This is a genomic window from Aquitalea sp. ASV11 (genome assembly GCF_016429185.1).
In the GTDB taxonomy this organism is placed as follows: Bacteria; Pseudomonadota; Gammaproteobacteria; order Burkholderiales; family Chromobacteriaceae; genus Aquitalea; species Aquitalea pelogenes.
The window spans coordinates 25213-42299 of record NZ_JAELUD010000024.1 but is presented as its reverse complement, the minus strand read 5'-3'; the positions used below and the strand labels follow the sequence as shown (position 1 = coordinate 42299).

The 17087-nt window shown below is 61.1% G+C and carries 12 protein-coding genes; 9 read left to right on the top strand and 3 right to left on the bottom strand.

Annotated elements, in window-relative coordinates:
- Nucleotides 1-13 precede the first annotated feature (13 nt).
- The 3 genes from JHD62_RS09965 to JHD62_RS09955 all read right to left on the bottom strand — a co-directional run bounded on the left by JHD62_RS09965 (nucleotide 14) and on the right by JHD62_RS09955 (nucleotide 3909).
- On the bottom strand, nucleotides 14-1240 hold the full coding sequence (locus JHD62_RS09965) for a sensor domain-containing diguanylate cyclase (protein WP_199102760.1): 1227 nt from the start codon (nucleotides 1238-1240) through the stop codon (nucleotides 14-16).
- 108 nt (nucleotides 1241-1348) lie between these two features.
- On the bottom strand, nucleotides 1349-2005 hold the full coding sequence (locus JHD62_RS09960; RefSeq protein ID WP_045846256.1) for a response regulator transcription factor: 657 nt from the start codon (nucleotides 2003-2005) through the stop codon (nucleotides 1349-1351).
- Nucleotides 2002-3909, bottom strand: a complete 1908-nt coding sequence (locus JHD62_RS09955) for a type IV pili methyl-accepting chemotaxis transducer N-terminal domain-containing protein (protein ID WP_199102759.1) — start codon at nucleotides 3907-3909, stop codon at nucleotides 2002-2004. The genes JHD62_RS09960 and JHD62_RS09955 overlap by 4 nt, the downstream gene beginning before the upstream one ends.
- Before the next feature lie 314 nt (nucleotides 3910-4223).
- Between JHD62_RS09955 and JHD62_RS09950 the strand changes: the two genes are divergently transcribed.
- The 9 genes from JHD62_RS09950 to JHD62_RS22970 all read left to right on the top strand — a co-directional run bounded on the left by JHD62_RS09950 (nucleotide 4224) and on the right by JHD62_RS22970 (nucleotide 17083).
- The gene (locus JHD62_RS09950; protein ID WP_199102758.1) at nucleotides 4224-5474 is read left to right on the top strand and encodes a nitrate/nitrite transporter; all 1251 of its coding nucleotides are present in this window, start codon (nucleotides 4224-4226) and stop codon (nucleotides 5472-5474) included.
- 53 nt (nucleotides 5475-5527) lie between these two features.
- Complete coding sequence (locus JHD62_RS09945; RefSeq protein ID WP_199102757.1) at nucleotides 5528-6907, top strand: NarK family nitrate/nitrite MFS transporter; 1380 nt, start codon at nucleotides 5528-5530, stop codon at nucleotides 6905-6907.
- 241 nt (nucleotides 6908-7148) lie between these two features.
- Nucleotides 7149-10847, top strand: coding sequence for a nitrate reductase subunit alpha (locus JHD62_RS09940; RefSeq protein WP_199102756.1), 3699 nt, complete (start codon nucleotides 7149-7151; stop codon nucleotides 10845-10847).
- Nucleotides 10844-12394 carry a nitrate reductase subunit beta gene (gene narH / locus JHD62_RS09935; protein ID WP_110312945.1) on the top strand — a complete coding sequence of 517 codons (1551 nt, stop codon included), beginning with the start codon at nucleotides 10844-10846 and terminating at the stop codon, nucleotides 12392-12394. Before JHD62_RS09940 ends, narH begins: the two co-directional genes overlap by 4 nt.
- A 3-nt stretch (nucleotides 12395-12397) precedes the next feature.
- A complete protein-coding gene (gene narJ, locus JHD62_RS09930; RefSeq protein WP_199102755.1) occupies nucleotides 12398-13045 on the top strand; it encodes a nitrate reductase molybdenum cofactor assembly chaperone in 648 nt (215 codons plus the stop codon).
- Nucleotides 13046-13103: 58 nt separating this feature from the next.
- The gene (gene narI / locus JHD62_RS09925; protein WP_045846262.1) at nucleotides 13104-13790 is read left to right on the top strand and encodes a respiratory nitrate reductase subunit gamma; all 687 of its coding nucleotides are present in this window, start codon (nucleotides 13104-13106) and stop codon (nucleotides 13788-13790) included.
- Between the two features lie 502 nt (nucleotides 13791-14292).
- Nucleotides 14293-15357, top strand: coding sequence for a diguanylate cyclase (locus JHD62_RS09920; protein ID WP_199102754.1), 1065 nt, complete (start codon nucleotides 14293-14295; stop codon nucleotides 15355-15357).
- Between the two features lie 119 nt (nucleotides 15358-15476).
- Nucleotides 15477-16385 carry a DNA-3-methyladenine glycosylase 2 gene (locus tag JHD62_RS09915; RefSeq protein ID WP_199102753.1) on the top strand — a complete coding sequence of 303 codons (909 nt, stop codon included), beginning with the start codon at nucleotides 15477-15479 and terminating at the stop codon, nucleotides 16383-16385.
- A complete protein-coding gene (locus tag JHD62_RS22970) occupies nucleotides 16382-17083 on the top strand; it encodes a methylated-DNA--[protein]-cysteine S-methyltransferase (RefSeq protein ID WP_304506245.1) in 702 nt (233 codons plus the stop codon). The genes JHD62_RS09915 and JHD62_RS22970 overlap by 4 nt, the downstream gene beginning before the upstream one ends.
- Nucleotides 17084-17087 lie beyond the last annotated feature (4 nt).

Sequence of the window (17087 nt, the reverse complement as noted above, 5' to 3'; positions counted from 1 at the left end):
AGTAGGGGGCGGCTCAGGCCGCCATCACGCGGTTGCGGCCCAGGTGTTTGGCCTGATACAGCGCGTTGTCCACCCGCATGATCAGGCTTTCCACCGTTTCATTGTCCTGATGGATAGCCACGCCCAGGCTTACCGTGATGGCGGGCAGTTTCTCATGCCGGTTTTCTGCCACCGTGTGGCGCAGCGCCTCGGCCAGACGCATGGCATTGTCGTGACTGGTTTGCGGCAGCAGAATGACGAACTCCTCGCCGCCCCAGCGGCACACGGTATCCTGTGCCCGCACGCGTGACTCCAGGGTGCGGGCCAGCCATACCAGCACTTCGTCACCGGTAAAGTGGCCGTGCTGGTCGTTGATCTGCTTGAAGTTGTCCGCATCGATCAGGATCAGGCTGAAATCGTTGCCAAAGCGCCGCTTGTCCTGGATGGCGCGTTCCAGTTGCAGCAGCAGGTGCCGCCGGTTCCACAGGCCGGTGAGCGGGTCTTTCAGCGCGGCCTGTTCCAGTTCGGCCTTCAGCCGTTTTTGCTCGGTGATGTCGTGCACCACGCACAACATCAGGCGCTGGCCGTTTATTACCACGGGCCCGGCATAGGTCTGCACGTCGCGCAGGCTGCCATCGGCCAGCCGGTGGACAAAACTCAGGGGCTTGTGCCCGCCCGGCAACTGCGAGATATGGTGCATCACCGGCAGGATGTCCCGCCCCATGGCGTTGATTTCCCAGGTGTGCTTGTGGATGAACACGTCACGCGGATAACCATAAAAACGGGCGGCCGCCTGATTGACATTGACGATGCGGCCATCATCGGCCGGGTCGATCAGCAGCATGGGCGCGCTATTGGTTTGCATCAGCATTTCGTGGAAGCTGCCGTCGCGTCCGGGGTCGGCAGTCAGTGTGCTGGTGTTATCTGTCGGCAGGGCGGCTTCCAGCATGCCTTCGGCAATGATGGCCGGGCGGCCATCACCCAGTAGCAGATGGCCCAGATGGCAGCACAGCACTTGCGGGCCGTTTTCGCCTGGCAGGGTCCATACTTCCACCACCTGCTGGTATTGCAGCATGTCCGGGCTGTAGTCGCTCAGCTGTTCCAGCGCGCAGGCGGACAGATGACCACCCCGCAGGCAGGCGATGTCCTGATCGCGGGACAGCTGTCTTGCCTGCCGGTTGGCAAACAACAGTTTTCCGCTGGCTGGCAGGATGATCCAGACAGGGGTGTGCAGTGCATCCAGCAGCGCAAAGGAAGTCATGGTGTCAGGCAGGCAGCGTCAGGGTTGGGCGTGTCCATGTATGACATGGTAGTTGTCCTTTTTGCCAGCTTCAATACTATTCATGCCAAGTCATGACAAGGACATGGGTCAGGGCAGCTTGTCCAGCCCGTGTTCGACGGCAAACAGCGCGGCCTGTACCCGGCCATTGAGGCTGAGTTTGCGCAGGATATTCTGCACATGCACCTTGATGGTGCTCTCGGCCAGGTCCAGCGAGCGGGCGATTTCCTTGTTGCTGACGCCACGGCTGAGCCAGGCCAGGATTTCCCGCTCGCGCTGGGTCAGCTGCTCCACGCCGCTGCGCTTGCCCTTGCTGCTTTCGCCGCCGCGCAATTGCGACAGCAGCTTGGATGTCATTTCCGGTGACAGCACGCTGTCGCCATCCACCGCGCGGCGGATGCTGTCCAGCAGGAAGTCGGCATTGATGTTTTTCAAGAGATAACCGCGTGCGCCGGTTTTCAGGCATTCGGCCAGGTCCTCACCGTCTTCGGACACGGTAAGCATCAGCACCGCCAGCTGCGGCTGGGTGACCAGGATTTGCGCCAGCGCTTCGCGGCCGTTCATCTGCGGCATGTCGATGTCCAGCAGCACCACGTCGGGCTTCAGTTGTTCGCACAGTTTGACGCCTTCCAGGCCGTCGGCGGCTTCGCCGACGATGTCAAAGTCGCTTTGTCGTTGCAGCAGGGCCTTGAGGCCGCTACGAAACAGGGTGTGGTCGTCGACCAGCAGGATGCGGATGGTGCTCATGCGGCTTGTCTTTCGGTATGGGGTAATAACAGGCTGACTTCGGTGCCGCCGTCGCTATGGGCTTGCACGCTGATCTGGCCATGAATGCGGGCGGCGCGTTCCTGCATGATGGACAGGCCGACATGGCTGGAGCGGCGGCTGGCGACCAGGTCTTCGTCAAAGCCGCAGCCATCATCGCGTATCAGCATGCAAAAGTCGGCATCATTGCGGATTTCCACCATCACGCGGCGGGCGTGGGCATGTTTGCGCACATTGGACAGCGCTTCTTGCAGGATGAAAATCACCTGCAATTGCTGCTGCGGGTCCAGCGCCAGGCCGTTGCCGCTGAGGCTGAGCTGGGTGGGTACGCGGGCCTGTTTTTCAAAGCGGTCCAGCAAGGTGCGCACCGCATCGGCAAAGTCTTGCTTGTTGATGCGGGTGCGGAAGTTGAGCAGCAGTTCGCGCACGTCCTCATAGCATTCCTGTACACCCGCGCGGATGAAGGCCAGGTTCTCCTGTGCCTGTTCCGTTTGTCCCTCGGCCAGCGCGGCTTCCAGCATCTGGACTTGTAGATTGAGGAAGGACAGCGACTGGGCAATGCTGTCGTGCAGGCCCTGCGCCATCAGGTTGCGTTCCTCGGCCACGGCAAACTGGCGGTCGCGTGCCGCCAGGCGCTGGTTTTCCACCGCCACGCCCAGGTGGCTGCCCAGGGTCTCCAGCAAGAACTGGTCTTGCGCGGTCAATTGCGGCTGCTGGTAGAAGTACAGCGTGAAAATGCCGACGTTATTCTGGTTATGGCGGATGTGAAACACTGAAATGCTGGCAAAACCGGCACGCTGGCAGTGTTTTTCTTCCAGTTTTGGCAGTTGGTCAAAGCGGTGTATCACCGACACCGGCTGTTGCACGGCCTCACCGCACAGGCAGCCGTCGATGGGCGCGCAGTCGTCGTGTTCCAGCATGTCTTGTGGCAGGCCTTGCTGGGCAATCAGTTCCAGCCGGCCACGCTTGAAATCCACCAGCCGCACGCTGCCGGCATCGGCCCCGGTCAGCTCGATCAGCCGGGTGATGAAGCCGCTGCACATATTGTCCAGCGTGTGCGAGCCATGCAAAAAGGCCGTGACATTGTACAGGGCGGCCAACTGGCGGTTTTTTTCTTCCACCGAGCGGGTCTTGTCGGCCACTTTCTGTTCCAGCGTGGTGTAGAGGTCTTGCAGGCGGTCGGCCATCTGGTTGAAGCCGGTGGCAATGGAGGCAAACTCTTCGCTGCTGTCCACGCCCACCCGCGCATCCAGCTGGCCGTCGCGCAGTCGCAGCATGCCTTCGCCCAGGGCATTGAGCGGGCGGATCACCAGCAGGAACAGCAAGAACATCATGCTGAACGAGCCGACAATGGCCATGGCAATCAGCGCCATCTGGAAAAAGCGCAGCAAGGTGGTATTGCGCGCATTGTCTTCTTCCACCAGTTTCACCAGCCGGTCGATGCGGTTGACGAAGCTGGCAATGTCAGGCCGCTCCATCTTGCGTGGCTGGCCCGCCTGCCGGGCGGCGTTTTCCAGCAGGGGCTGCATGTCCTGTCGCCAGGCTTGCTCGATGAGCGCCACCTGCTGGTGCACGGCAGCATTGTCCGGCAAAAACAGCGGGCGGGCCGGGTCGCCCTTTTTCAGGCGCGCCAGAATGGTGGCAAATTGCTGTTCTTCATCGTGTATGGCGGTCAGCGGCGCACCTTCGCTCACTTGCAGGGCAATGTGGTAGCTGCGCATGCGCAGGCTGCCGGCGTCGTTGATGGCGGCGGCGCCGCCTTCCAGCTTCCACGACAACACCAGGGTGTAGCCGATGGAAGTCATGGCCAGCAGCAGCCAGGCGATGGTCAGCATCAGCAGTTTGGTGGACAGGCTGCGCCATTGCGGGGTCTGGTAAAGCATCATTCAGGGCGGGTCCGGTAGGGCTTAAGGCTTCAGAGGGCAGGGCCGTCTGACTGTATTCCAGCTTAACAATAATGCCTGTCCCATGTGACAGCAATTCTCCATTAGGTGGAGAAAGCCACCGTGCCGAGCGCAGTCAGACAGCCTGCTGTGGCGCGGTTTGGCGGCTGACCATCCCCCATTGTGATTAGTCCGGCTTCTCCATCTGCCGCTGTGGCCTAGCTCCTCATGCCACCTGGTGTGCTGCTATCGGTGAATATTTCCCGCGTGTGGAAAAGGGTTAAATGCCAGCTATCCCAATAGCGGAGCTTGGCATCATGGCTTCATTACGCTTCAAGCAATATGCGGTACTGGCTTCCAGCACCACTGCCTTCACCATCTGTTTCATGATCTGGATGATGTTTGCCGTGCTGGGTATTCCCATCAAGCAGCATCTGGGCCTGAACGAAACCGAATTCGGCATCCTCGCCGCCACGCCGGTGCTGTCCGGCTCGCTGGTACGGGTGCCGCTGGGCATCTGGACCGACCGTTTTGGCGGCCGCATCGTGCTGTTTATGCTGATGCTGACCTGCGTGCCCTTCATTTTCATCATGCAGTACGCCACGGCTTACTGGCAGTTCCTGGCCATCGGCCTGCTGGTGGGGCTGGCTGGCGGCGCGTTTTCGGTGGGCACGCCCTATGTGGCGCGCTGGTTCAAGCCGGAACAGCAGGGCATGGCCATGGGCGTGTTTGGTGCCGGTAATGCCGGTTCCTCGCTCACCAAGCTGGTGGCTCCCGGCATCATCGCCATCGGTGGCTGGCAGCTGGTGCCTTCGGTCTACGCCGGCATCATGCTGGTGACAGCCATCCTGTTCTGGCTGTTTTCCTATCAGGACACGGCGCATCTGGTACGCAGCAAGGCCAGCCTGGGTGCACAGCTGGCCTTGATGAAGAACCCGGCGGTGCTGCGCTACTGCCAGTACTACTCGGTAGTGTTTGGCGGCTATGTGGCGCTGGCGCTGTGGATGACCAAGTACTACGTGGGCGAGTACGGTTTTGACATCAAGCATGCGGCCTTTCTGGCGGCCTGTTTCTCCCTGCCCGGCGGCGTGCTGCGGGCGATGGGCGGCTGGCTGTCCGACCGTTTTGGCCCCTACAAGGTGACCTGGGGCGTGATGTGGACCTGCTGGGTGGCGTTTTTCATCCTGTCCTATCCGCAAACCGACTTCAGCATCACCACTACCCATGGCGTGCAAAGCTTCCATATCGGACTGGGGGTAACCCAGTTCACCCTGATGCTGTTTGGCGTGGGCATTGCCATGGCCATCGGCAAGGCCTCGGTGTTCAAGTTCATTGCCAATGAGTTTCCCGACAATATCGGCGCGGTATCCGGCGTGGTGGGCCTGGCGGGCGGCATGGGCGGTTTCCTGCTGCCCATCCTGTTTGGCGTGCTGCTGGATGTCACCGGCGTGCGCAGCAGCGCCTTCATGCTGCTGTACGGCACGGTGTGCGTGTCGCTGGTGTGGATGCATTTTTCCTTCAAGCCCGCACAGGGCAAGGCTGCACTGGCAGCCAGCAAGGCCGGCTAAGCCCGGCAACCCCATTTTTGATTGATGGCCGAGTGGCCGTCAGGGAGGACGTGATGTCACATGTACTTAACCGGTGGGAACCGGAAAACAAGGAGTTCTGGCAGCAGGAGGGCAAGGCCGTTGCCCGGCGCAATCTGTGGATATCCATCCCCGCGCTGATGCTGGCTTTTGTCATCTGGCAGGTGTGGAGCGTGGCGGTGCTGAACATGCCCAATATCGGCTTCAGCTACAGCCAGAACCAGCTGTTCTGGCTGGCGGCATTGCCGGCACTGTCCGGTGCCACTCTGCGCATTTTCTACAGCTTCATGGTGCCGATTTTCGGTGGCCGCAAATGGACCGCCATTTCCACCGCCAGCCTGCTGATTCCGGCTGTCGGCATCGGTTACGCGGTGCAGGACCCGAATACCAGCTACATCACCATGGTGGTGCTGGCCTTGCTGTGCGGCTTTGGTGGTGGCAATTTCAGCTCGTCCATGTCCAATATCAGCTTCTTTTTCCCCAAGGCGGAAAAGGGCACGGCGCTGGGGCTGAATGCCGGACTGGGTAATCTGGGCGTGTCGCTGGTGCAGTTCGTGGTGCCGCTGGTGATTACCATGGGCGTGTTCGGTGCCTTTGGCGGCGAGCCGCAAGTGTGGGTGAAGGCGGCGGTGCACAAAAAAATGTGGCTGCAGAATGCGGGTTTTGTCTGGGTGCCCTTTATTGTGCTGTCCACCATTGCCGCCTGGCTGGGCATGAACGACATCGCCTCGGCTCGCGCATCCTTTGCCGACCAGGTGGTCATTTTCAAGCGCAAGCACAATTGGCTGATGTGCTGGCTGTACATCGGCACCTTTGGTTCCTTCATCGGTTTCTCTGCCGGTTTCCCGCTGCTGATGAAAGGCCAGTTCCCGGATGTGGACCCCACCAGATACGTGTTCTACGGCCCGCTGGTGGGCGCGTTGGCGCGTCCGGTAGGCGGCTGGCTGGCGGACAAGATTGGCGGTGCCAAGGTGACCCAGGCGGTATTCCTGCTGATGATGCTGGCGGTGGGCGGCGTGCTGGTGTTCTTGCCGCATGCAGGCCAGGGCGGCAGTTTCCAGGGCTTTTTTGCCATGTTCCTCTGCCTGTTTGCGCTGACCGGTGTGGGTAACGGTTCCACCTTCATGCAGGTGCCGGTGATCTTCCTCACCCTGCATCAGCGCCTGGCCGGCAAGGGCGAGGCGGTACAAAAGCAGGCACAGGCCGATGCCACGCGTGAAGCGGCTGCCGTGCTGGGCTTCTCCGGTGCCATTGGTGCTTATGGCGGTTTCTTCATTCCCAAGAGCTATGGCACCTCCATTTCCATGACCGGTGGCGTGGAGGCTGCACTGTACGCCTTCATCCTGTTCTACGCCAGCTGCGTGCTGATCAACTGGTGGTTCTACGCGCGCAAAAACGCGGAAATGCCTTGCTGAGTGCTCCTTGCATCCAGCCGCAACACAAGCGCCCCACGCGGGCGCTTTTTTCATGTCCTCGGGTGACGGAGTAGGGCGAGCTACTCCTTATGGTCTAGCGCGTCTCCTCACTCTGCGCATGGGCTTTTCCTCTAGTGGCGAATGGGCGTCGTTGTTGCCCGGACTTAATCTGTCCAGCGTAAGCAATGTCTGCGCGGCGCGGCCGCGGCACCGCATCTGGCGGTAAAAACTCGGAGGCAAGATGAGCCACTTTCTGGACAGACTGAATTTCCTTGGCAAGGTGAAATCCACCTTTGCCGATGGCCATGGCGCGGTGGTGAATGAAGACCGCCAGTGGGAAGACGCCTATCGCCAACGCTGGCAGCACGACAAGATCGTGCGTTCCACCCACGGGGTGAACTGCACCGGCTCCTGTAGCTGGAAGGTGTATGTCAAGAACGGGCTGATTACCTGGGAAACCCAGCAGACCGACTACCCGCGCACCCGGCCGGACCTGCCCAATCACGAACCGCGCGGCTGCCCGCGTGGCGCTTCGTACAGCTGGTATGTGTACTCGGCCCAGCGGGTGAAATACCCGATGATCCGTGGCCGTCTGGCCAAGCTGTGGCGCGAGGCGCGCAAGAGCATGGGCCCGGTTGAAGCCTGGGAGCACATCAGCCAGAACCCGGAACTGGCCAAGCAGTACAAGAGCAAGCGCGGCCAGGGCGGTTTTGTGCGTGCCAACTGGGATGAAGCCAACGAAATCATCGCGGCTTCCAATGCCTACACCATCAAGAACTACGGCCCGGACCGTGTGGTGGGCTTCTCGCCGATTCCGGCCATGTCCATGGTGTCCTACGCCGCGGGCAGCCGTTACCTCAGCCTGATCGGCGGCGTGCCGCTGTCCTTCTACGACTGGTATTGCGACTTGCCGCCGGCCAGCCCGCAAATCTGGGGCGAGCAGACCGACGTGGCCGAATCGGCCGACTGGTACAACTCCACCTACCTGATGGTGTGGGGCTCCAACATCCCGATGACCCGTACCCCAGACGCCCACTTTTATACCGAAGTGCGCTACAAGGGCACCAAGACCGTGGCCGTTTCCAGTGACTTTGGCGAAATGGCCAAGTTCGGCGACATCTGGCTGGCCCCGAAGCAGGGCACCGATGCCGCACTGGCCATGGCCATGGGCCATGTCATCTTCAAGGAATTCCACCTGGACAAGCCGTCGGCCTACTTCACCGACTACATCCGCCGCTACACCGACATGCCGATGCTGGTGACGCTGCGCAAGGATGGCGAACACTATGTGCCGGACTACTTCCTGCGTGCCAGCCATCTGGCAAACAAGCTGAACGAAGACAACAACCCGGAATGGAAGACCCTGGTATTCGACGAAACCAGTGGCGACATCGTGGCTCCCACCGGTTCCATCGGCTTCCGCTGGGGCCAGAGCGGCAAGTGGAACCTGCAACAGCATGACAGCAGCACTGGCCGCGAGGTATCGGCCCGTCTGTCCCTGATTGAAAACCGTGACGAAGTAGTTGGCGTTGGCTTCCCGTATTTCGGGGCCGAACACGAAGAACTGCTTACCCGTAACGTACCGGCCCGCAAGGTGGTGCTGGCTGATGGCAGCACCGCACTGGTGGCCACGGTATTCGACCTGATGGCAGCCAACTACGGTATCGACCGTGGCCTGGGCGGCGGCAATGTCACCAACGACTACATGGCCGACGTACCGTACACCCCGGCCTGGCAGCAAAAGCACACCGGCGTGAAGCCGGAAATGGTAATCCAGGTAGCGCGCGAATTCGCCCAGAACGCCGACCAGACCCATGGCAAGTCCATGGTGATTGTCGGTGCCGCGCTGAACCACTGGTATCACATGGACATGAGCTACCGCGGCATCATCAATATGCTGATGCTGTGTGGCTGTATCGGCCAGAGCGGTGGTGGCTGGTGCCACTATGTGGGCCAGGAAAAACTGCGTCCGCAAACCGGTTGGGCTCCGCTGGCCTTTGCTGGCGACTGGGTACGTCCGTCACGCCAGATGAACGGCACCAGCTTCTTCTATGCCCATACCAGCCAGTGGCGGCATGAAAAGCTGGGCATTAATGAAATCCTGTGCCCGACTGCCGACGGCAAGATGGCCAACATGAGCCTGATTGACTACAACGCCAAGGCCGAACGCATGGGCTGGCTGCCGTCCACCCCGCAGCTGACCACCAACCCGCTGGACATCACCCGCGCCGCCAAGGCCGCTGGCAAGGATGCCATCCCGTTTGCCGTGGACAGCCTGAAAAACGGCACGCTGGACATGTCCTGCAACGACCCGGACAACCCGAAGAACTTCCCGCGCAATATGTTTGTGTGGCGTTCCAATATCCTGGGCAGCTCCGGCAAGGGCCACGAATACTTCCTCAAATATCTGCTGGGCACCCAGAACGCAGTGATGGGCAATGAGGAAGACTGCATCAAGCCGACCGAAATCACCGTGCGTCCGGCGGTGGAAGGCAAGCTGGACCTGCTGGTGGTGCTGGACTTCCGCATGTCCACCACCTGCCTGTACGGCGACATCGTGCTGCCGACCGCTACCTGGTACGAGAAGGACGACCTCAACACCTCCGACATGCACCCCTTCATCCACCCGCTGTCCGAAGCCGTACAGCCGCTGTGGCAGGCCAAGTCGGACTGGGAAATCTACAAGGGCTTTGCCAAGAAGATTTCCGAAATCGGCAAGGACTACCTGGGCGTGCAGCAGGACCTGGTGCTCACCCCGCTGATGCATGACACCCCGCAGGAACTGGGCCAGCCGTTTGACCCGCGTGACTGGAAGAAGGGCGAGTGCGAACCGGTGCCGGGCAAGACCATGCCGGCCATGACGGTGGTAGAGCGCGACTACGGCGCCATCTACGACAAGTTCACCTCCATCGGCCCGCTGCTGGAAAAAGTGGGCAATGGCGGCAAGGGCATCAGCTGGAAAACCGGCCACGAAGTGGACGTGCTGCGCGGCCTGAACCATACCGTGGCCGAGGGCGCAGGCAAGGGCCAGCCACGGCTTAATACCGCCATCGACGCGGCCGAGATGATTCTGACCCTGGCCCCGGAAACCAACGGCCATGTGGCGGTAAAAGCCTGGGAAGCCTTGTCCAAGGTAACCGGTATCGACCACACCCATCTGGCACTGCCGCGCGAGCATGACAGCATCCGCTTCCGCGACGTGCAGGCGCAGCCGCGCAAGATCATTTCCTCTCCCACCTGGTCTGGCCTGGAAAGCGAAGAAGTCAGCTACAACGCCGGCTACACCAATGTGCACGAGCTGATTCCATGGCGCACCATCACCGGCCGCCAGCAGTTCTATCAGGATCACCAGTGGATGCGTGCTTTTGGTGAAGGTCTGTGCGTGTTCAAGCCGCATGTGGACCTGAAAACCACCCAGGCCATCCTGGGCAAGAAGTCCAATGGCAACCACGAGCTGGTGCTCAACTTCATCACCCCGCACCAGAAATGGGGCATCCACAGTACCTATTCGGACAACCTGCGCATGCTGACGCTGTCGCGTGGCGGCCCGCATGTATGGGTATCGGAAGTGGACGCCAAAAAGGCTGGCATCGTCGACAACGACTGGATCGAAGTATTCAACGTCAACGGCACGCTGACCGCCCGTGCGGTGGTATCGCAACGCGTACCGGAAGGCATGACGCTGATGTACCACGCCCAGGAAAAAATCGTGAACGTGCCGGGTGCGGAAACCAGCGGCAAGCGCGGCGGCATCCACAACTCGGTGACCCGTGCGGTTACCAAGCCGACGCACATGATTGGCGGTTACGCCCAGCTGTCCTGGGGCTTCAACTACTACGGCACGGTGGGTGCCAACCGTGACGAATTCGTCATCGTGCGCAAGATGAAAAAAGTGGATTGGCTGGACCAAGTAGCACAGCCCGCAGGAGATACCAAATGAAAATCCGTGCACAAATCGGCATGGTGCTGAACCTGGACAAGTGCATTGGCTGCCATACCTGTTCAGTCACCTGCAAGAACGTCTGGACCAGCCGCGACGGTGTGGAATACGCCTGGTTCAACAATGTGGAAAGCAAACCCGGCGTCGGCTACCCCAAGGACTGGGAAAACCAGGAAAAATGGCAGGGCGGCTGGGAACGCAAGCCCAATGGCAAGCTGGTGCCCAAGCAGGGCGGCAAGATGCGCATTCTGGCCAATATCTTTGCCAACCCCAACCTGCCGTCCATTGACGACTACTACGAGCCTTTCACCTTCGATTACGAGCACTTGCAGAACGCGCCGGAAATGCAGACCCCGCCGACGGCCCGCCCGGTATCGGTGCTGACCGGCAAGAAGATGGACAAGATCGAATGGGGCCCCAACTGGGAAGACGACCTGGGCGGCGAGTTCTCCAAGCGCAGCAAGGATGCCCTGTTTGAAGGCATCCAGAAGGAAATGTACTCGGCCTTCGAGAACACCTTCCTGATGTATCTGCCGCGCCTGTGCGAACACTGCCTGAACCCGGCCTGTGTCGCCTCCTGCCCGTCCGGCTCCATCTACAAGCGCGAAGACGACGGCATCGTGCTGATCGACCAGGACAAGTGCCGTGGCTGGCGCATGTGCGTGTCCGGCTGCCCGTACAAGAAAATTTACTACAACTGGACCAGTGGCAAGGCCGAAAAGTGCATCTTCTGCTATCCGCGTATCGAAGCTGGTCAGCCCACCGTGTGCTCGGAAACCTGCGTAGGCCGCATCCGCTACCTGGGCGTGCTGCTGTACGACGCCGACCGCATCGAAGCCGCTGCCAGCGTGGAAGACCCGAAGAGCCTGTACGAAGCGCAGCTGGGCGTGTTCCTCGATCCGAACTCGCCGGAAATCCAGGCCGAGGCCCGCAAGCAGGGCATTCCGGAAGCCTGGATCAGCGCCGCGCAGAATTCGCCGGTGTACAAGATGGCCATGGAATGGAAAGTAGCCTTCCCGCTGCATCCGGAATACCGCACCCTGCCCATGGTGTGGTACATCCCGCCGCTCTCTCCCATCCAGAGCGCGCTGGAAAACGGCCTGATCGGTGACAACGGCATCATCCCGGACGTGAAAGACCTGCGCATCCCCATCCGCTATCTGGCCAACCTGCTGACCGCAGGCAAGGAGGAGCCGGTGGTGAGCGCACTGGAAACCATGGTGGCCATGCGTCGTTACATGCGCAAAAAGAGCGTGGAGAAGGTGAGCGACCCGGCCACCCTGCGCGGTACGCATCTGAAACCGGCCCAGGTGGAAGAAATGTACCAGGTGATGGCGATTGCCAATTACGAAGACCGCTTCGTGATTCCGTCCAGCCACAAGGAAATGGTGGAAAACACCTTCGACGACAAGGCCAGCTGTGGCTTCACCTTCGGCAATGGCTGCTCCGGCGGCACGTCCGAATCCAGCCTGTTTGGCAAGAAGAAGGCCACCCCCATCGTGTTCCACGACATGCGGCGCGACCGCAAGGCCAACGCCGGGAGCTAAGCCATGAACCAGTCATTGTTCAAGATTGCCTCGGCCCTGCTGTGCTATCCGGAGCCCGAGTTGCTGGCGGCGCTGGATGACATCCGCAGCGCGCTGCAGGCTACGCCAACGGCAGCCAGCATGCTGGAACCGCTGCTGGCGCAGCTGGAGGGCAGCGATCTGATCGCGCTGCAGGAAGGCTATGTGCAGACTTTCGACCGCAGCCCGTCGCACTCGCTGCACCTGTTCGAGCATGTTCATGGCGAGGATCGCGCCCGCGGTCAGGCCATGGTGGACCTGATGGAAGAGTACAAGGCCCACGGTTTCGAGCCGGTCTGCGCCGAGCTGCCCGACTACGTGCCGCTGTTCCTGGAGTTCCTGTCGCAGTGCGAGGCAGAAGAGGGCAGCCGCCTGCTGGGCGATGCGGTGCATGTGCTGGGCCATATCGCCGGCAAGCTGCGCGAATCGTCCTCGCCCTATGCCGGGGTGCTTGACTTGCTGGTATGGCTGTCGCCGGTGGCACCGGAGCCGCTGACCGTACCGCCCATCCGCGACATGGACGAACTGCTGGAAACCTTTGGCCCCGGTGCGGATGGCAGCGAGCCCTTGCTCAAGCCCGCCATGCCGGCCATAGCTCCGGTCAATTTCTACCCGTCGCGACCCGGCGCCTGAATCTGCCCGTTCCCGGCCCGCGCTGTCATGGGCTGGCCGGAACAGCAAGGAGAGAGATATGGACTATCTGCATCAATTCGTTTTCGGGATTTATCCCTACATCGCGCTCAGCATCTTTTTGCTGGGCAGCCTGATGCGCTTTGAGCGCGAACAGTACAGCTGGAAGAGCGAATCCTCCCAGCTGGTGTATCGCGGCAATCTGCGCCTGGGCAACATCCTGTTCCACATCGGTGTGCTGGGCCTGTTCTTCGGCCATCTGGTGGGCCTGCTGACTCCGTTGTCGGTATGGGAAGCACTGGGCGTCACCCACAGCTTCAAACAGGTATTTGCCATGACGGCCGGTGGCATCATGGGTTCGCTGGGCCTGATCGGCCTGCTGATCCTGCTGCATCGCCGCCTGAGCAACCAGCGTCTGGCCGCCAACACCACCTGGCGCGACAAGCTGGTACTGCTGTGGCTGCTGGCCACGCTGGTACTGGGCCTGTGCACCATCGCCGTGTCCGCCCAGCATCTGGATGGCCACGAAATGGTACTGCTGATGACCTGGGCACAGCATGTCGTCACCTTCCGAGGCGATGCTGCGCAGTACATCGTGGCTGCGTCCCCCATCTTCAAACTGCACCTGTTCATGGGGATGAGCGTGTTCGTCATCTTCCCCTTTACCCGTCTGGTGCATGTATGGAGCGGCTTTGGCGCGCTGGCCTATCTGGGCCGCGCCTGGCAGCTGGTGCGCCCGCGTGCCTGATGTCTGTATCCGGATTTTTGCTTGACCAAGGCCCTGCGGGGCCTTTTTTCATGGACTTCCTGTTCTGCAAGGAGGTGGGCTGCTATACCGGAAAATCTGTAGCAGTAGCTGCTTGCCTGCTGGTGTTGTCTGTCAGTCCACGTTCACCGTGCTGTCAGACTGGCATGTTAAAACAGGCCTGCTGCAGCAGCCGGATGAAATGATCAGTACCTGCCGTCGGTCAGCACTGCTGGCTAGGTCGATGGCATGAATGCTGTTAGTATTTGATCGAATCAATGAATACAGCTGTTCTTTTGATTTGAAAATATCGGGGAAGGTCTGCGGCTTGCTGTACCAATCCGGCATTGAACACGCTGTATGGCTTGGGCTTTCCCAGTGCCAGCACGCTACTGTCAGCTGTTCTTGCCAGCTTGTTACCTGCTGCATGCACGCTTTGCCTGACCCGCCATGTTGTGTCGCCAGTCGACAGACTGACGGCTTGTTGTCCAGCAGAGCCATTACCATGAACAGCAATTACAAAGCCACCGAGGCGGACTACTACCATTACATGCGCGGCAGGTTGTTCAGGCCGGTGGTGTTTCTGGAGAGCGCCGGCATCGTCTTCATCATTGCCAGCTTTGTCATGAACCCCTATCTGGCTGCCGGACTGGGCAATACCGAAGCCATGCTGCTGGCTGCCATCATCCTGGTGGGACTGGTCAAGGCCCTGTCGCCCAGCGTGCTGGTATGGCGTGCCGGAACCATTGCCTATGCGGTATTGCTGACCCTGATTTTTGCGCTGGAAGTAAAAAGCATGGCCGGTCCGGGCGATCCCTTCATCATTCCCATCATCATTACCATCTGGTTTTACAATTCCTTTGTCACCCCCTCCAGGCACGACTGCCTGGCCATTCTCAGCTTTACCGGTGCCTCAGCCTTTTACATCTGCGGCCTCGGGCCGGCAGCCAGCATGTCGCCCGCCTTGTTTGCCTTGCTGGCTTTCGGGGTGTTCGTGGTGGCCATCACGCTGAACCGGACCATGCAGCACAATATGTACTCCATGTTCTTCATGCAGGACGAATTCCGCCGTCTGGCCGAAATCGATCCGCTGACCCGCATTCCCAACCGGCGTTCGCTGTTTGCCCGGCTGAATGAACGCGCACCGGCCGGCAAGGGCCAGCACTGGTTCTGGGTGCTGATTGACCTGGATGACTTCAAGCAGATCAACGACAGCCACGGCCATGCCGTGGGGGACCAGGTACTGGTGTGCTTTGCCGACTTGCTGGAGCAGCTGAGCAAGCCTGCCTATCTGGGTCGTATTGGTGGTGAAGAGTTCGGCTTGCTGTTGAGCCGTCATTCAGTGGCGGAGGTGGGCCAGCTGCTGGAGCAATTGCAAGCCGCCTGTGCCGAAGCAAGGTCCGGCAGTGTGGGTTTCAGCTTCAGCGCGGGCGTGGCGGTATTTTCCGAGGGCATGGCCACCAACGAGGTACTGCGCGCGGCGGACCAGGCCATGTATGCGGCCAAGCGCATGGGCAAGCGTCGGGTGGTGTTTGCTGGTGATCTGGCGGAAACCTCCCTGACAGTCTGAGCGCAACAGGCTTCAGCCTGCATCCCTTGATTCAAGCGCAAGATGCAAGGTGCCAGCGCCAGTCATCTGCGCGATAATCGCGCCAGCGCGGCACCGTTGGCCGCATGGCCGGAGCAAACATGCAGCAGGTGGTGGAACACGCATTCGAGATTGCCTTGCCGGCGGATTATCACGCCGCCAGTGTGCTGGCCTATCATGGCCGCGACCCGGCAGGCCCGGCCGAACGGCTGCAAGAGCAGCACCTGCGCAAAGGCGTGCTGCTGCAGGGGGCTGCGGTGGAGTTGCAGCTGCGTTTCAGCCCGGACCGCTTGCTGGTCAGGGTATGTGGTGCGGCCAGTCATGACTGGCCTGCCTTGTTGCCGCAGGTTCAGCAGGCGGTGCGCCGCATGGCCGGGCTGGATGGCCAGCGCGATGCCTGGATGACATTGGCCCGCCAGCAGCCGGATGCCGCCCGCCTGCTGGCAGGCAAACCCGCACTGTGGCTGCCACTGACAGCTGAACCGTTTGAAGCCTTGTGCTGGGCCATCATCGGCCAGCAGATCAACCTGTCCTTTGCCACAGCGCTCAGGCGCAGCCTGATTCAGCTGGCGGGTGTGCCGATTGCCGGTAGTGACTTGCTGGCCCACCCCGGCCCGGCCCAGGTGGCCGCACTGTCTGCCGAACAGCTGACGGCGCAGCGTTTTTCCCGTTCCAAGGCCAGCTACCTGCTGGGTGCTGCGCGGGCAGTACTGGATGGCAGCCTGCCGCTGTACGCGCTGCCCGGCCTTGCTGCGGCCGAAGCGGAGCGCCAACTGCTGTCCCTGCATGGTGTGGGGCCGTGGACGGCGCGTTATGTGATGCTGAGGGGGCTGGGTCTGGCCGATTGTGCGCCGATTGGCGACAGTGGCCTTGCCACCGCCTTGCAGCGTTTTCATGCGCTGCCGGCCCGGCCCGATGCCCGCCAGACCGAGCAGCTGATGCAAGTCTTTTCCCCTTGTCGCAGCCTGGCCACCCTGCATTTGTGGGCCAGCCTGACGGAGCATGCATGAAACCCGAGATACCCGATCTGTTCAGCCAGGATGCGCCTGACGTGTCCGGCCTGTCCATGCCCGCTGCACGCGCCGCCGCGCCATTGTTTGCCCAGGGCAGTTTGTGGGATGGCCAAGGCGGTACGACCCACCCAGCGTCCGCCAGTCCGCAAGCAGAAGAGGACAGCATGACGGCCCTGAGCGTGCCGCCCAATGCTGCCTGCCACGGCGTGGTGGATACCCGCTTCGGCCCCGCCATGGTGTGGCTGGACTTGCAAGGCCGCCTGTTGCGGCTGGATTTTCATCTGGAACAGGAAATGCAGCGGGCGGTGTTGTCCGGCAGCCGGCGTGACGATGCCGCGGTGGCCGCAGTGGCGCGCCAGCTGCATGAATACCAGCGCGGTGAGCGGCGCAGTTTTGATATTCCGCTGGCCGCGCATGGCACGGACTTCCAGCAGGAAGTGTGGGCCGCGCTGTGCCGGATTCCCTACGGCCAGACCATGAGCTATGGCGAACTGGCACTGGCGCTGGGCAAGCCCGGTGCTGCCCGCGCGGTGGGGCGGGCCAATGCGACAAACCCGATTGCGCTGATCGTGCCATGCCACCGGGTGCTGGGGGCGGATGGCAGCCTCACCGGCTATGCCGGCGGCCTGCCGCTGAAAGCCGCCTTGCTGCGCTTTGAGCAGGAAAACACCGTACCCGGCCTGTTTGCTGGCTGAGGCA

Excerpts from the sequence above, each read along its gene's own strand:
- JHD62_RS09960 (WP_045846256.1), bottom strand. The coding sequence starts at position 2,005 with ATGAGCACCATCCGCATCCTGCTGGTCGACGACCACACCCTGTTTCGT.
- JHD62_RS22970 (WP_304506245.1), top strand. The coding sequence starts at position 16,382 with ATGAAACCCGAGATACCCGATCTGTTCAGCCAGGATGCGCCTGACGTG.
- JHD62_RS09915 (WP_199102753.1), top strand. The coding sequence starts at position 15,477 with ATGCAGCAGGTGGTGGAACACGCATTCGAGATTGCCTTGCCGGCGGAT.
- JHD62_RS09955 (WP_199102759.1), bottom strand. The coding sequence starts at position 3,909 with ATGATGCTTTACCAGACCCCGCAATGGCGCAGCCTGTCCACCAAACTG.
- narI (WP_045846262.1), top strand. The coding sequence starts at position 13,104 with ATGGACTATCTGCATCAATTCGTTTTCGGGATTTATCCCTACATCGCG.
- JHD62_RS09950 (WP_199102758.1), top strand. The coding sequence starts at position 4,224 with ATGGCTTCATTACGCTTCAAGCAATATGCGGTACTGGCTTCCAGCACC.
- JHD62_RS09920 (WP_199102754.1), top strand. The coding sequence starts at position 14,293 with ATGAACAGCAATTACAAAGCCACCGAGGCGGACTACTACCATTACATG.
- JHD62_RS09965 (WP_199102760.1), bottom strand. The coding sequence starts at position 1,240 with ATGACTTCCTTTGCGCTGCTGGATGCACTGCACACCCCTGTCTGGATC.
- JHD62_RS09940 (WP_199102756.1), top strand. The coding sequence starts at position 7,149 with ATGAGCCACTTTCTGGACAGACTGAATTTCCTTGGCAAGGTGAAATCC.
- narJ (WP_199102755.1), top strand. The coding sequence starts at position 12,398 with ATGAACCAGTCATTGTTCAAGATTGCCTCGGCCCTGCTGTGCTATCCG.
- JHD62_RS09945 (WP_199102757.1), top strand. The coding sequence starts at position 5,528 with ATGTCACATGTACTTAACCGGTGGGAACCGGAAAACAAGGAGTTCTGG.
- narH (WP_110312945.1), top strand. The coding sequence starts at position 10,844 with ATGAAAATCCGTGCACAAATCGGCATGGTGCTGAACCTGGACAAGTGC.